The organism is Candidatus Peribacteria bacterium, from assembly GCA_023038255.1.
Classification (GTDB): domain Bacteria; phylum Patescibacteriota; class Gracilibacteria; order Peribacterales; family Peribacteraceae; genus CALREJ01.
Map to the genome: position 1 here is coordinate 685,127 of CP082927.1, position 15,538 is coordinate 700,664.

Annotated in this window: 14 protein-coding genes; 3 read left to right on the forward strand and 11 right to left on the reverse strand. The window is 51.1% G+C overall.

The window, feature by feature from the left end:
* Window positions 1–3: 3 nt before the first annotated feature.
* The 10 genes from K8942_03245 to rpsT all read right to left on the reverse strand — a co-directional run bounded on the left by K8942_03245 (window position 4) and on the right by rpsT (window position 9,655).
* The gene (locus K8942_03245) at window positions 4–951 is read right to left on the reverse strand and encodes a fructose-1,6-bisphosphatase (protein ID UPA22056.1); all 948 of its coding nucleotides are present in this window, start codon (window positions 949–951) and stop codon (window positions 4–6) included.
* A 25-nt stretch (window positions 952–976) separates the two neighbouring features.
* Window positions 977–1,999 (reverse strand): type I glyceraldehyde-3-phosphate dehydrogenase, encoded by a 1,023-nt coding sequence (gap, locus tag K8942_03250; protein UPA22057.1) that lies wholly within the window; start codon window positions 1,997–1,999, stop codon window positions 977–979.
* Between the two features lie 54 nt (window positions 2,000–2,053).
* A complete protein-coding gene (gene mraY, locus K8942_03255) occupies window positions 2,054–3,376 on the reverse strand; it encodes a phospho-N-acetylmuramoyl-pentapeptide-transferase (GenBank protein ID UPA22058.1) in 1,323 nt (440 codons plus the stop codon).
* Between the two features lie 17 nt (window positions 3,377–3,393).
* Entirely contained in the window at window positions 3,394–4,734 is a 1,341-nt protein-coding gene (gene dnaB / locus K8942_03260) for a replicative DNA helicase (protein ID UPA23143.1), read from the reverse strand.
* 163 nt (window positions 4,735–4,897) lie between these two features.
* Window positions 4,898–5,407, reverse strand: a complete 510-nt coding sequence (locus K8942_03265; GenBank protein ID UPA22059.1) for an NUDIX hydrolase — start codon at window positions 5,405–5,407, stop codon at window positions 4,898–4,900.
* Window positions 5,408–5,515: 108 nt separating this feature from the next.
* Complete coding sequence (gene recA, locus K8942_03270) at window positions 5,516–6,583, reverse strand: recombinase RecA (GenBank protein ID UPA22060.1); 1,068 nt, start codon at window positions 6,581–6,583, stop codon at window positions 5,516–5,518.
* Window positions 6,584–6,759: 176 nt separating this feature from the next.
* Window positions 6,760–7,596: a hypothetical protein gene (locus tag K8942_03275; GenBank protein ID UPA22061.1), complete on the reverse strand. Its 837-nt coding sequence runs from the start codon at window positions 7,594–7,596 to the stop codon at window positions 6,760–6,762.
* 81 nt (window positions 7,597–7,677) lie between these two features.
* Window positions 7,678–8,778 carry a hypothetical protein gene (locus K8942_03280; GenBank protein ID UPA22062.1) on the reverse strand — a complete coding sequence of 367 codons (1,101 nt, stop codon included), beginning with the start codon at window positions 8,776–8,778 and terminating at the stop codon, window positions 7,678–7,680.
* Window positions 8,779–9,020: 242 nt separating this feature from the next.
* On the reverse strand, window positions 9,021–9,386 hold the full coding sequence (gene ruvX / locus K8942_03285; protein ID UPA22063.1) for a Holliday junction resolvase RuvX: 366 nt from the start codon (window positions 9,384–9,386) through the stop codon (window positions 9,021–9,023).
* Between the two features lie 8 nt (window positions 9,387–9,394).
* Window positions 9,395–9,655: a 30S ribosomal protein S20 gene (gene rpsT, locus K8942_03290; protein UPA22064.1), complete on the reverse strand. Its 261-nt coding sequence runs from the start codon at window positions 9,653–9,655 to the stop codon at window positions 9,395–9,397.
* Between the two features lie 252 nt (window positions 9,656–9,907).
* On the opposite strand from rpsT, the gene glmS reads away from it, so the two are divergent.
* The 3 genes from glmS (at window position 9,908) to K8942_03305 (ending at window position 12,961) form a co-directional block, all read left to right on the forward strand.
* Window positions 9,908–11,686 (forward strand): glutamine--fructose-6-phosphate transaminase (isomerizing), encoded by a 1,779-nt coding sequence (gene glmS, locus K8942_03295; protein UPA22065.1) that lies wholly within the window; start codon window positions 9,908–9,910, stop codon window positions 11,684–11,686.
* Between the two features lie 78 nt (window positions 11,687–11,764).
* Window positions 11,765–12,640, forward strand: a complete 876-nt coding sequence (locus K8942_03300) for a sigma-70 family RNA polymerase sigma factor (protein ID UPA22066.1) — start codon at window positions 11,765–11,767, stop codon at window positions 12,638–12,640.
* A gap of 9 nt (window positions 12,641–12,649) precedes the next feature.
* Window positions 12,650–12,961 (forward strand): hypothetical protein, encoded by a 312-nt coding sequence (locus K8942_03305; GenBank protein UPA22067.1) that lies wholly within the window; start codon window positions 12,650–12,652, stop codon window positions 12,959–12,961.
* Between the two features lie 55 nt (window positions 12,962–13,016).
* Here K8942_03305 and K8942_03310 read toward each other — a convergent pair whose 3' ends face one another.
* Window positions 13,017–15,497, reverse strand: coding sequence for a penicillin-binding protein 2 (locus K8942_03310; protein UPA22068.1), 2,481 nt, complete (start codon window positions 15,495–15,497; stop codon window positions 13,017–13,019).
* Window positions 15,498–15,538: the final 41 nt, after the last annotated feature.

Consider the following 15,538-nt stretch of genomic DNA (forward strand, 5'->3'; position numbering starts at 1 on the left):
CTTTCAGCTTCTAGCCGCTAACATCCTCACAGACCGCTCGACTTCGTTCTTCGATCCGATGATGATGGGGCTGCGCTGATCAATAGATTCGATCGTTTTATGGAGGATAGATCCTTTTCCATCAGATGCGCTGCCTCCTGCCTGTTCTGCAAGATAGGCGAGGGGGCCGCATTCAAACACGAGGCGCAATTTCCCTTCCGGATACTTCTTACCGCCGACGTTGGTAAATACGCCCTGACCTTTGCTGAACACGTGATGCACGTCCGCAACCATCGCACCGGAATAGCGGAGTGTGAGCTCTTCATCCATCCACGTCTGCATGAGTGCAGCGTACCCGGCGTTGTCTTTAATGGCGCGCAGGTTTCCGGGGCTGTAGTTTTTTGCATCGTCTGCAATGCCCATGTATTCGCGGAGCAGCACAAACTCTCCGACGTCATCGAGCAGGAATTCATGCACGCCGTTGCCGGAACTGTAGATAAGGAGCGTGCGTGGTCCGTAGAGAATGTAGAGGGCAGCAACCTGCTCTTTTGGCTTACGGCCGATCAGTTCCTTGCCCGGGTAAATACCGAAAATCGTCCCGATGGAAAAGTTCACATCGACGAGTGAGGAGCCATCGAGCGGATCGTAGACAACGGAATACGGAGCATCGGAATTGAGTTCAATCACCTCGCTCTGTTCTTCGGAAATGTAGCTTGCAACCAGTCTGCTTTCGCGAATGTGCTGCTGGATAATGTCATCGCTGAGCACATCGAGCTTGATCTGCTCTTCTCCAAATTGATTTCGTGTTCCCGCAAGTCCTGTCTGTGTCGTACGCAATGCGAACTGAATGTATTTGGCAGAGCGTGCGATATCGAGAATCAGGTGACGGAGATCATCGGATGCCTTACTCACGTGGTACAGGTGATTATTGAGCGAGACGCGTGCCGGAATGAGCATGGCGGTGGAGTTCATGGGTGGAAGGAAGGAGATGAAACTCTTAAGAATGCAATAGTTCGCCGAGGCGGACGGTCATTTCCGTCACACGCATCGCGTAGCCCCATTCGTTGTCGTACCAGCTCAGAATCTGTGCAGCACGTCCGCCGATCACTTTCGTGGATGGTGCGTCAATAATCGACGAATGCGGATCTGTCTGGAAATCAATCGATACACACTGATCCTCCGATACCTCAAGCACATCTTTCAATTGAGGAGAGGCAGCAGCCTGCTTGAAGTGCGCATGAATATCTTCAACCGTCGCATCTTTTTTGAGCGTGAATGCCATGTACGCACAGCTCACGGTCGGCACAGGAACACGGAACGCCATACCGTCGATTTTGCCTTTCAGATGCGGAAAAATAGAAGCACACGCTTTCACGGCGCCGGTTTTTGTCGGGATCATGGACAGCGTGGCTGCACGCGCTCTCCGGAGTTCACCGCTTTCCTTCGCCTTGTTATCAAGCAGGTTCTGCGATGCGGTAAATGCATGCACAGAACTCACCAGCAAAAACTCAATACCGTAGAGCTGATCGATGAGCATAATGACCGGTGCAATACAGTTGGTTGTGCAGGATGCATTGGAAATGATATCCATGTCTTTTGTGAGCAGATGATCATTCACCCCTTTCACAAAGGTCGGCGTGTCGTCTTTCATTGGTGCAGTCACAATCACGCGCTTGGCACCGGCTGCGAGATGTCCGGCAACTTCTTCGCGCACATCAAAATTTCCCGTCGACTCCACCACAATGTCCACGTTCAGCTCAGCCCACGGACACTTGTCCGGGTGACGCTCTTTCACCACTTTCACACGCTTGCCGTTGACGATCATGTCTTCGCCGTCCACTTTGATATCGGCATTGAGACGATGGTGGAGAGAATCGTATTTGAGTAAATACGCACGCATCTCCACGTCGGATGATGCATTGATGGCGACGACCTCGACTGTATCTCCATACTCCTGAATGAATTGACGATGGACCAGACGCCCGATGCGTCCGTATCCGTTAATGGCAACTCTCAGCATGGCTTTATGATACGGCTATGCAGAGCGAAATCAAGCAAGTGCATCTGTCATCCTTTAGCGGACCAATCCAAGGATGATTCCAAGCAAAGCGGCAAATCCGCCCACAATCCAGAGACGCATGGTTACTTTACTTTCCCCCCAACCCAAGGCCTCGAAGTGATGATGGATGGGAGCTGCGAGGAATACTTTTTTGCCTTTGCGCAGTTTCTTGCTGGTGAGCTGGATGATTACAGAAAGCATTTCGATCACAAACACGAAGCCAATGAGCGGCAGAATCATCGCCTGGTCAATCATCATGGCAATCACCGCGAGCGTTCCTCCAAGGGCGAGTGATCCCGTATCGCCCATAAAGAAGAGCGCAGGCGGAACGTTATGCCAGAGGAAGGCGGCAATAGCACCCACGCAGACTGCGCAGAAAGCAGAGAGAATAAACAGGCCTTCGACATACGCAAGAATCCCGAAGGCGCCGAACGCAATCACCAGAAGTCCGCCGGCAAGGCCATCAAGACCATCCGTAAAGTTCACCGCATTGGACGTCCCGACGACAATGAACATGAAGACGGGGATATACCAGAGTCCGAGATTCACTTCACCCACATAGGGCACATGGATCTGGCTGATATCAAGCTTGAAGTAAAACCACAGAGCGCCGATGAGACTCAGGATGAGAAGGGACAGAATTTTCGGCATGACGCCGAGGCCGCCTTTCTTGCGTTCTCCAAGCAGCACCTTCTGCAATGCGTCATCGAGCACGACACCGCTGAGCGCGAAGAAGATCATCACAAACAGGAAGAAGGCATACCAGACTGAAACCCCGATGAGCCCGAAGCCGAAGCCCGGGGTTACAGCTTCGATGGTCGGAGCACGGAGATAGTTGATGAAAAAGTAGAGAGCGGCAGGAATAACCACGACAGCGCTTGCGAGCACAAATGTTTTGATTCTGCGCATCGCTCTGCGCATACGTGCTTCATCGGTGCCGATAATATTCAGGTAGTCATCAAATGCCCCGAGAATACCGAGCGAGAACAGCACAAAGAGCGGCAGATACACCTGTCCACGCTGCAGCAGGGAATGCTCCACAAGGCCTGGTAGCGCGAGCAGGCGCGACATGAAGACCGTCAGGAAAATACCACCCCAGATAAGAAGTCCACCCATCGTCGGCGTCCCGAATTTACTCTGATGGTACGTGCGGAAAATCATCGGATCTTTCCCGTCGACCGTTTCAACACGCAGCTGTTTTCCGATGTTGTTTTTGCGGAGGAATGCAACAAACCAGGGCGTGAGCGTCAGCACGACAGCAAACGCAAAGAGTGCGTACCCGAGAATCCCGAGAAGGGAGATCTCCGGTCTGGCCGGTGACAACGCAAACGGCTCCATAGGAAAGTAATCCTAGATTACGGCTGACCGTGCACTTTGTCGATGTCATAAAACCGCATCTGCTCCTTCTTGAACAGAAGTTCCACGCGACCGGTCGGACCGTTACGGTGTTTGCGGATGAAGATGTCGGTTATTCCCTGGCGGTCGGAATCTTCGTTGTAGTAGTCCTCGCGGTACATCATCATCACAATGTCGGCATCCTGCTCGATGGAACCGGATTCACGGAGATCGGAGAGCTGCGGACTTTTATCCGGACGGGCTTCAACCGCACGGGACAGCTGCGAGAGGGCGACAATCGGGATGTGTAGTTCGCGCGCAATCTGTTTGATGGTACGGGAGATTTCCGAAATTTCCTGCACACGGTTTCCGGCGTAGTTCGCATTATTCGTACTCATCAGCTGCAGGTAGTCGATCACGATCATATCGAGACCATGTTCCATCTGCAGACGGCGTGCCTTCGTGCGGAATTCCGGCATGGAAGAGGCAGAGGAATCATCAATGAAGATATTGGCTTTGCTGAGTTCGTCCATGATGGGACCCATATTCTGGAAGTCACTGTCGTCGAGTTTACCGCGCTGAAGTTTCCATGAGTCAACACCGAGCATGGACGCAAAAAGACGATCGACCAGCTGTTCTTTGCTCATTTCCAGGGAGAAAATGCCAACTGTCTTTTTATATTTGATAGCGGCATTCACCGCCATGTTCATCGCCAAGCTTGTTTTACCCATGGACGGGCGTGCTGCGAGAATGACAAGATCGCTCGGCTGGAAACCGGTCAGTTTGGCATCAAGAGCAGAAAATCCCGTCGGCACCCCCTTAATGGCATCGTCATTCGGGGACGCATGCAATTCCGCAAATTTCTCATAGCGCTCATCAAGCACGTCGCGGATGTGCACGAACTTTTCTTTCAGGAAGGTATTCGTAATCTGGAAAATCGTCTTCTCCACTGCATCCAAAATCTCCGGAATCGGCTTATCCACCTCATAGCCCAGGCCCACAATGCGCCGTCCCGCTTCGATAATATTCCGGTTAAGCGCTTTCGCCTTCACAATCTGCCCATACTGATACACGTGTGATGACGTGGGGACAGACGATGCAAGTTCGGCAAGAAACGCGCTTCCACCAATGCTCTGCACGTTTTTACTGTCCGCAAGCTTGTTTGTAACAGTAATAAAGTCGATCGGCTCATGCGCCATGTACAAATCGAAGATCGCCTGGAAGATTTCCCGGTACGTCGGATCGTAAAAATCCTGGGGCAGCAAAAAGTCTGTCACTTTCACAACCGCTTCAGGATCGAGAAGTAATGCACCCAAAACGGTCTTCTCTGCTTCCAGAGAATGCGGCGGTGCATCAAACATCGTTGCGGTCGTCGTCATAGGAGTCGGGAAATAAGCAGGGGACTGATTGTAACGTGATCACCCCGCCTGACAATCCACTTGGTCTTGCCACGTTTCTTGACTAGTCTCTGTTCATGTGGAAATAAATTACTTTCCTGTGGAGGAAATGTGGATAACGTGTGGATTAGAGGTTGTGTTCACGCGCGTATTTGAGAAGCGCGACCACGCTGGGTGAGTGGATGCGTGGAGAAGAGAACACACGATCAATCGCTTCTTTGATAGGCAATTCGAAGACTTCAATAAGTTCATCATCATCCTGGGGCAGGGGACTCTTGTAGAGATCACTCGCGAGAAAAATGTTATTGGTAATGACAATTGAATCAGAGGTGTAGATCTGACCGTAAGGCGTCATGATGTTTGCCGCAAATCCTGTTTCTTCCTGCAATTCCCGTCCTGCAGCAGTCAGGACATCAGTCTCTTTGTCCACTTTTCCGCTCGGCAGCATCCAGATGTATTCCTGATAGAACGGACGGTACTCTTTTAAGAGCAAAATATGACCGGGTTTTGGAAACGCGAGAATATGAACAGAGTCACAGCGGTGCACGCGGACAGACTGTTTCGTCCGCCCATCCGGCAATGATGCCGTGTCGAGTGTCAGCCGCCAGCCATATTGATTGAAGAGTTCCTCCTGCATAGAGGCATGCTACTCCGCTGTCCGCATAGTGCGAATAATTTCTGATACTAATTTTTACAGAAAAAAAGCGGGGATTCACCCCGCTCTTCCTCCATACAATATCTCCTGTTACTCAGGCGTCGCCTTCGAACGAATTTCTTCGTCGAGCTTTGCCGTCAGTGTTGGATTCGCAATAAGGTTCTGGCGTGCAGCTTCACGCCCCTGCCCGATAGTCTCTTCGCCGTAACGGAAGTAGGCACCTGCCTTTTCAATGACACCATACTTCACACCAAGATCGAGAATATCTCCTTCCTTACTGATACCGCGGGCGTAGAGGATATCGAATTCCGCCTGACGGAACGGAGGAGCAACTTTGTTCTTCACCACTTTCACACGAGTGCGGTTACCGACAATTTCCTGTTCAGCACCGTCACCTGTCCCGATCTTCTCGGTGATTTTATCGATACGGCGGACATCCAGACGGAGCGATGCGTAGAACTTGAGAGCATTGCCGCCGGTTGTGGTTTCCGGGTTTCCAAACATCACCCCGATCTTCATACGCAGCTGGTTGATGAAAATAACAGAACAGTTGGTCTTGCTGACAATGGCAGTGAGCTTACGGAGTGCCTGGCTCATGAGACGTGCCTGCAGACCCATATGACTGTCTCCCATGGTTCCTTCGATTTCTGCACGCGGCGTGAGAGCGGCAACAGAGTCGACGACGATGAGATCGATACCACTGGAACGGACAAGTGTCTCCGTAATTTCCAGCGCCTGCTCGCCATCGTCCGGCTGGGAGACGAGGAGACTATCGATATCGACACCGATCTTCTTGGCGTAGGAAAGATCAAGCGCATGCTCAGCATCAATGAATGCCGCGCGGCCGCCTGCTTTCTGGATTTCTGCAATGGCGTGGAGTGCGAGGGTTGTCTTTCCGGAGGATTCCGGACCGTAGATTTCAATAATACGCCCGACCGGGAAGCCGCCGCCAAGGGCGAGGTCGAGTGAGAGAGATCCGGACCCGAAGCGGGCAATCTGGGAAATGCTGTTGTCACCCATCTCCATAATCGCGCCGTCCCCATACTGCTTCTTGATCTGGTCGAGAGCATTCTGGATAGAGGCAACTTTAATCTGATCCGGCGTGAGGGAAACTTTTTTAGCGGCTGCAGGAGCCTTGATCTTTGCATCAGTGTCCATAGAGGAGGAGAGGGTAGTGGATTGCTTCATCATACGAGTGGTGAAAGAAAAAGAAATAGTGTGGTACACGAACGTACACCTACTATTCCTCCATTCATCCTCCTGATCAAGAAAGTGAACTTGATAGATGAGAAAAAGATGATGGTGTATGAAAGTACACCCTCAACCTCACTCATTCAGCGTCCACCCAACGGCCGGCAGATACCGCTTCCGATAGTGGTATCCGTTACCGCACAGTAGCTTCCGGATACACACAAAATTCCCGCAGGTCCGCCGCACGGCGTGCCGGACAGAGATCCTGTTCCGGTTGTTGCAGCGGAAGAAGGGGTGTGTGTGAATGTGATGGTCTTCAGAAGTTGTAACACGCTCTGCACAGGTTCTTTGCGTGTAGGATCACTCAGTGTGTCGTCCAGGGAAATAGCAATCACGTCCTGACCATTCTGTACATACACGACCAGTCCTGAGCCGGTCGTCACACGGACTGCCCGCTGGCCACCGACTACCAGTGGCGTGCCGGACGGGAGGCTGGCAAGAGATGAGCGGCTGATCGTCAGGAGTGCCGTAGACGATCCGGTCTGTGTGAAGCGGATACCGTCATCGAAGACATCACCGTTCCAGGCAAGGGGTGCGGAGAAGGTGAGCTTGAGTGCTGGAATAGTCCACGGATGGGACGGCTGTTCAATGCGTGTGACTTGTGTGGCAATCAGAACAGGGAGTGCCTTGGAATCCGTATTCAGTTCAAGTGTTCCTGTAATCGTCACATCCATACCGGCAAATGCACGCAGGTTCACAACACTGCTTTCCACGTAATACACGTCATGGCCATCCTGTCGCAGGACATCTGTGCCACGGCGTGTGAGAGACAGATCGACAGGAGAGAGGGCACCTGTGAGCGTCTGCGGACCAGTGGGAAGAACGATCACATCTTTTTTCTGGCAGCCATTCAGAAACACAACGGCAATGAACGTCGTGAGACCAATGGCAAAAATGCGGGTTTTGAGTGAGGAGGACATGGACACAGCTTACAAGCATCTAGCTCAGACAACAAAAAATCCGCCTTGTGGGCGGATTTTTTAGAATCAATGGGAGAATGCTTACTTCTTAGCGGAGTCGAAGGAGTAGACAGCGCGACCCACACGGACGAAGTACGGCATTTTCTGGAGGTTGAGGGAAATGGTTCCAACCTTCACCGTGCGCTGCTTGGCAACTTCGGCGATGATCTCCTTCTTGGACAAAGGACCCTTTTCCTTCAGAATTGCTTCAATCACATCAGCAACGGTACCCGGTTCGTAGCCCCACTCACGGAGTGCGTAGAGACCGCGTCCAACGAGAACAAACTGCGGGTAGCGGATGAGTTCATTGTGGACAGCCTGTACCGTGACGTTCTTGTGGTCGAAGCGAGCTTCGCGGATGCGGTTGGCAATTTCCATGAAGTGCAGAGGAACGCCGGCCTTGCGGAGCACAATCTCGACTTTGTCACGGATAGAGCGCGGGCGGACAAAGCGCCACTCGGTCAGTCCCCATCCTTCATCAATCTCGCGCAAACGCTCGTCGATGGTCATACAGCTATTGATGAGTTCTTTGCCTGGGATTCTGTCCTTGAAGAGGTTCAGTGCCTGCACGGATGAAACGAGTTCTTCACGCTTCATACAGCTGCGGCGCTTCTTCAGGATCTTCACCATGTTCTCGACAATCACGGAAATATCTTCCATGGCCAGAGAGTCAAGCCGCCAGAAAGGAACAAATGTTCCGCTGTGGCCGGAGGTGCTCATGTCGGTATCAATGGAGAAGGACAGGCGGAGGACCGCTCCGTCGAGGTCTGTGGAATTCGGCATGCGCTTGAGGACCTGGCTGATGACTTCATCCTCACGCATCACGCCACCGTTCACACGGAGAATGCTCTTCGCCATTTCGTTGACATCATTAAGTTTTGTTGTGCGGACTGTTCTGCGGAGCTTGCTCAGTGCAATGCCCTCAATCTGACGGACACGCTCGCGTGTCACCTTAAAATGTCGTCCAATCTTCTCCAGTGTCTGTTTTGGTTGACCCTGAAGGGCAAAACGACGCTTGATCACCATTGCCTCCTTCTCCGTTAAGACCATAAAAAGATCGTCCAGCAAGGACTGTAAATTGACAGCAAGCTTGCCGCTTGCTGCGGTATTCTGAGGAGTAAGGGTGGAGGAGGCGTCAGCCATAGGATCGGGAGGAAAAAGAGAACATCCTTCGTTTTACCAGAACATTGACAGGAGCAAAAGATCTTCCATTGGTTCGTCTGGACTGTTTTCCACGGTTATGTTGCCGTGGCCGGATGTAGTGAAAACGAGCAAGTGTTATAATTTATATCATTTTTGGAGTTTGTCAAATTTGATATTTATGACACAAATGTGTTTTTAAACAAGTTTAGACATTTTCCCATGAGGCTGTCATCCGTCAACTATTAACGCCTCTCCAGATATGTCTGGAGAAGTTCACATGCTGCGCGTGCATCGCCGTCGAAAGAAGTCATTTTTGATGTCGTGTACCGTTCGTCCATAAAAACGACCGCAACACCGCGTTCTTCCAGTTTCTCAGCACACATCCGGACATACAGGACCTGCTCTCCTTCTTTCCCGGAGGGCAGCAGGGGCAATCCGATAACCACTTCATCCACTCCACGTTCATCAATAATACCGGCGACCCGTTCAATCATTCCATCTACTGTGTTTTCGATAATCGTATCGAGCGGCAGAGGGATGTCATTATCGGTATCGACAAAAGCAACACCTGTCCGTTTCTTCCCGATATCCAGGGCAAGGAGGTGCATTGGAAACCTTATTTGGCTGCAACGAGACGAGCCACCAGGGACTTTTTGCGTGCAGCGGTGTTCACATGGATGATCTTCTTCTTGGCAGCCATGTCGATACTCTTATAGACCTGCGGCATGAGGGCGATTGCCTCATCCTTCTTTCCTTCCTTCACCGCATCAGCAAACTTCTTCATCATGGTTTTCATGATGGTTTTGTAGGGAACGAGACGCTTGTGGCGCGCGTTATCCTGTTTTACCCGTTTGATGGCTGATTTGGTCAAAGGCATAGCCGCGAGACTGTAAAGGAAGGGGAAAGGGGCGTCAAGAGGCAATTACGCCGTTTGTGTGGAGAACAAACAAAGGCGAGAGCATGTTTTGATTGATCCCTCAAAAAAGACAGTGTGACATGCCAGATATTTTCATTGATCGATGAAAACAGAGAATGGTCAAAAGATTCACAGAATATTGACGATTCGCCCCTAGCTGCACCCAATGCCTATGAGTATACTGCGCGGCATACCTCTTCTTGTTCTATAGATATGTGCGGAATCTTCGGATACATCGGATCCAAAACTGATGCGACCAAAATGGCTGTGGACGGGCTGAAGAGCCTTGAGTACCGCGGCTACGATTCCTGGGGCGTTGCGTGGAAGAACGGAACAGAAACACATCTGACGTCCAAGAAAGAGATCGGGAAGATCAGCGGGGTGGATGGCGCACTGCTGTCGGGTAACAGCTCACTCGCGATCGGTCACACACGCTGGGCCACACACGGCGGCGTCACGGTTGCCAATGCGCATCCACAGTTCAACACCGATAAAACAATCGCCGTGGTGCATAACGGCATTTTTGAAAACTATCAGGAGCTGCGCGACGAACTGAAAGCAAAGGGACATGTGTTCACATCGGAAACGGATACGGAAGTGGCACCGCACCTCATTGAAGAATATCTGAAGGAAACGAATGACTTCGCACATGCTGTCCGGCTCGCCTGCCAGAAGTTCACCGGCCGCTACGCGATCCTCGCAGTCCACGCGACCAGCGACACAATGGTGGCGGCACGCACGGGCTCTCCGTTGATTGTGGGAGTCGGAACGGACGGATACTTCGTTGCATCCGACACGCCGGCGTTTATGCATCACACGAAGACGGTGCAGTATCTGGATGACGGAGAGATGGTCGTGACAGACGGCAAGTCGATCATTTTCTCGGATATCGACACCGGCACAGAGCATCACAAGCGTGAGATTGAAATCACCTTCAATGTGGAACAGGCGGACAAAGGAAATTTCGCACACTACATGCTGAAGGAAATTATGGAACAGAAAGAGAGCGTGGCAAAAGCCGTGAACCAGAGTGATGAAGAAATCATGACCGTGGCCAACGCCATCAACGAAGCACAGGGAACCTTCCTTGCAGCCTGCGGTACCGCTGGAAAAGCGTGTATGGCTGCGGAATATTTCTTCTCAGTCGTTGCACAGAAACACGTGAATTTCGCTCCAGCAAGCGAGTTTAAGGTGTATCACCATTTCCTGAAGAAGGAATCGCTGCTAATTGTCGTCAGCCAGAGCGGTGAGACTGCAGATGTGCTCGAGGCTATGCAGGTCGCAAAGAGCAAAGGTGCGAAAGTGCTCTCGATTGTGAACGTGGAAGGATCGAGTATCGATCGCGCGTCTGATTACACACTGCGCATTAACGCCGGACCCGAGCGTGCCGTTGCCTCCACCAAAGCTCTCACGGGACAACTCGCTGTGCTTCTTCTTGTTGCATACGCGCTCGCCGGAAAACTACAGGAAGGAAAGAAGCTCCTCCTCGAAAGCGCATCAATGATCAACGACATGTTGAACCCGCGCTACGTCGAACGCCTCAAGCAGCTCGCGGACCGTATCAAGGCAAAAGAAGACCTTTATATTATCGGCAAGAGCTGGAACTACCCGATGGCCCTCGAGAGCGCGATCAAGATTCAGGAAGTGAGCTACATTCACGCGGAAGGATTTGCCGGCGGCGAACTGAAACACGGACCCATCGCCCTCATTGAAGAAGGAACGCCGTGCATTGTTCTCGCAGGAAACGACGAAGTGACGCCGGATATTCTGAGTAATGCCGTACAGCTGAAAGCGCGCGGTGCGCTTGTAATTGGCGTTGCTCCGGAGAACAACGAAATCTTTGATGAGTGGATCAAAGTGCCCGATGCTGCAACAGCACAGGCTCTCGTGAACATTATTCCGATTCAGGTGCTTGCGTACGAACTCGCGATTCAGCGCGGGAAGGATCCGGATATGCCACGGAATTTGGCGAAGAGCGTGACGGTGAAGTAGGCCTTCATGAAACGGAATAAGAAAAGGATAGTTTACTCTTGCGTGTCTGTGGGAAAGTTTTAGAATCCGCAGCCATGTATGTCTCCTAAACGTTCGCAGTCGGCTCCTCTCAATCCTGTCGCTGTGTATTTACAGGAGATAGATGCATCGCCATTACTTTCACCGGCAGAGGAGCAAATATTGGCGGAACAAAAGGAGGCAGGGGATGCTGAAGCAAGCGAACACCTCATTCAATCGAACTTACGTCTTGTTGTAAGCATTGCACGCACAAAAGTACGAATGGGGCTGTCTCTGCAGGATGCCATTCAGTCTGGAAATCTGGGATTGATAAAAGGAACGAAAAAATTCAAAGCCCGCAACATCCGGTTCTCTACATTCGGCTCATACTGCATCGAACGCGAGATAAACAGAACAGCTGACGATCAGAGAGGAACCATACACATTCCGCATCATGTACAGGATTTTCAAAGGAAAGTAGCGAAAAGAAAAGAGGCATTGCACTCCACCCTCGGACGGGAACCGACTGATGAAGAAATGCGGGAGGCAATGGAATTGGAGAAAAGAAAATGGGAATCAAAGAAAAAATTAAGCGCACATGCAGTGATGGCAAAAAAGGCCAATGCAAAAGGAGAAAATGTAGACGTGTTGCAGCTGGATCAAAGAATTTCTCATAATGAAAAAGATCCTGCTCTCGTACTGCAGCAACAGGAAACAATGCAGGTCATGTTGAATCTGATCAAATCACTGGAACCCGATCAGCAGGAAATTATCCGCATGCGGTATCTCACTCTCGAGGGAGGAAAAACCACTCACAAGGAAATTGGTGAAGTATTGGATATGAGTGTCACGCAGGTCAGGAAACGTGAACGGAAGACATTGGCACAATTGCGTGCACTTTTAGGTGCGCAGCTCGGACTGACAGAACACGATGTATTTGATAACGACGGATATTGATACCTCACTATGGAAAATACGAAAGAAGTACACTATTGGGAAGTATCACTCTGTACAGAGCTGCACAGATATGAAGAATACAGAAATCCGGCACAGGTCATAGAATCCGCAAACCGTATGGCGACGAGTGTGACAAAAAATATTTACGATATTCAGGATGCAACTATCATCTCGACATTACGCATTCTGACAAAAGCGATGCAGGTGGTACGACGGGACAGTCATGCAGCTACTTTTCGTATCAGTGAAATTATTGCCATGCTGCAAAAGAAACAGGGTTACAGATTGGACGAAGACGGAAAACCAAGTGCGGATTTATAAGTGATCCGCATAACCCATTACCACTAACCCATAACCGGTCTGGCACGCTGGAGGATTACTCCGTCGGCTGAATCCCATAATAATCAAACAAGAACGCCGCAATATCATGGAACAACGGACCGGCGGTGGATTCTCCGTAGGCAATCTGCTGGTTTTTCGGACGATCGAGTTTGACCAGGACGACGAATTTCGGATTCGGAACCGGACCGTAGCCAAGGTATGTACCGACTGTGGAACCTGTGCCGGATTCGTAGCGTCCGCCGGGACCGGCGATCTGACTCGTTCCTGTTTTGCCGGCGACTGCGTAGCCTTTCACCTTTCCACGTTTTGCGAAACCGGTGTTGGCGGAGTTCACCAGCATGGCACTGATGGTCTCGGATGTTTTTTCCGTGATGACCTGATCCACAATGCGCGGGGCGAATTTTTCGACGGTACCGTCTGCGTGAATAATGCTATCCACAATAGTCGGGTGCATAAGCTTGCCACCGTTTGCGAGTGCGGCATTTGCAGTCACAACCTGGAGAGGTGTGGCAGAAATTCCCTGACCGAACGATGCGGTTGCAAGATCGGACAAGCTCCAGCGGCGCCACGGCTTGATGTCTCCGGTCACTTCATCTTCCAATTCAATAGCCGTCACTTTTCCGAATCCGAATTTCTCAATCATGTGCTCAAAGAGTTTACTGCCGAGTCTGCCGGAAATGTTCGTCATGCAGGTGTTGATGGAGAACGCGAGGCAGTACGTCATGTCGACGCGTCCGTAGAATCTTTTCAGCGCGTTATTGATGGTATACTCGTCCACTTTCACGGGGCCGTCATCGTTATAAATGGTTTCCGGCGTAATTTCCCCCTGATCAATCGCAATCGCCATGGTGATAGGCTTCATGACCGATCCTGGCTCATAGATTTCCTGCACCGTGCGGTTCAGGTACGCACCGACACCGATGTTGTTTTTGTACTTGAGCCAGATGCCCGCCACTCCCGTCGGGAAGACTTCCACGCGGTCATTTTCTCCAAGGTACAGATAATGACGTGCGATATCCCTCAGATCAAAATCACGCTGCAGGGCAGAGAGTTCTTTCTGGATTTTTTCCGGGAGAGTCGCACGACCCTCGTCGGTAAAGACCTGCGCTGCATAATCTTTCACAACACGGGCATTCGTCTCAGGATTATAAATTTCCACCACAATGGTGCGCTCTTTTTCAGGAGCGAGAGTGATGGGCACTTTGTCGTAGACGGATGCGTACGTATTTCGTTCAAAAAGAGGAGCATTCACCATCGCCAGAATACGGCCGGTCTGCGGTTCCATGACAATGGCCTGACCGCTGTCGGCATCAAAACGCTTGATACCATCCTGCATCATCTGCTCCACGGCACGCTGGATGAACGGATCGATGGTCAGCACAACCGTATCACCGTTTTTCGCATCAATGATTTTCTGATTGGAGGTCAGAATCTGCCCACCCTGCAGATCGCTCACCGTACTGATGAGACCTTCCTGTCCACGCAGCTGCGTGTCGAATGTACGTTCAATACCGTACTGTGCTTCGCGGTTCGTATTCAGGAATCCGACCACTTGCGATGCAACAGTGTCGTCCGGATAGTAACGCCAGTGTTCGGCGATGAGTGCGACAGAGCGGAGGGGGTCGACAATTTTTTCCGCCTCTTCGCGGTTTTTGGCATTCGCACGGAGCTCGTTGGTTTTTGTGAGAGAGTCGAGCATTTTTTCTTTGATGAGCAGCGATGTCTGCGGTGTCAGTCTGCGCATAATCGCAACGTAGCGGAGCGGTCTTGAGCGCAACGAGTATTCAAGTTTCTCCTGATCAATATTGAGAATGGATGCCAGCTGACGGCTGATGGACGAGAGAGAGCCGGGGCGCAGAACTTCCGGATTTCCTGAAATCAGTTTGGAATCCGGATTCACCGTGATGCCTGGAATATTCAACGCATTCACTTTCTCTGCTTCCGTTTTAGTGACGCTGTATTTAATAGGAACGAACGTCACACGTTTTTCAGAAATTCGTTCCTGGATATTGCGCGCAAAGAGTCTGCGGACTTCCGTGATATCCGGAATTTTTGCATCGGTTCCCACCGGCAGTTCCGAAGGAAGCGGTTCCAGAAGAGATCCGGTCGAAATTTTCCGGACGAACGAGAGGGGATCGTAGCGGGACGCATACGGCGACCCCGTAAAGGAGATCAGCTCACGCGGACATTCTTCTTTTCCTTCCGAGCAATTTTGATGCAGAGCATCGGTAATAAGAATATTCGAGAGCGTATCGGCAATGAAGGCGGGATCATCCGCAATGAGAGGATCGACGTAGAGAAGATCGAGTGTGGTGTTCGTTGCGAGAATAGTTGTCTCACCACTTTTGCTATTGAGCGCAAGAACTTCACCGCGCTGCGCCGGCAAACGGACGCCACCGAAGTGCTGAGATTGTGCTGCGTCATGATATTCAGATCTGTCAATAATCTGCAGCTGCATCATACGGGCCACGAGCGTCAGGCCGCACACCACCAAAACGCTATGCAAAATGACCATTCTCTGCAGCAGAGAACGCTTCTTCTGAGTTTCCGATACAT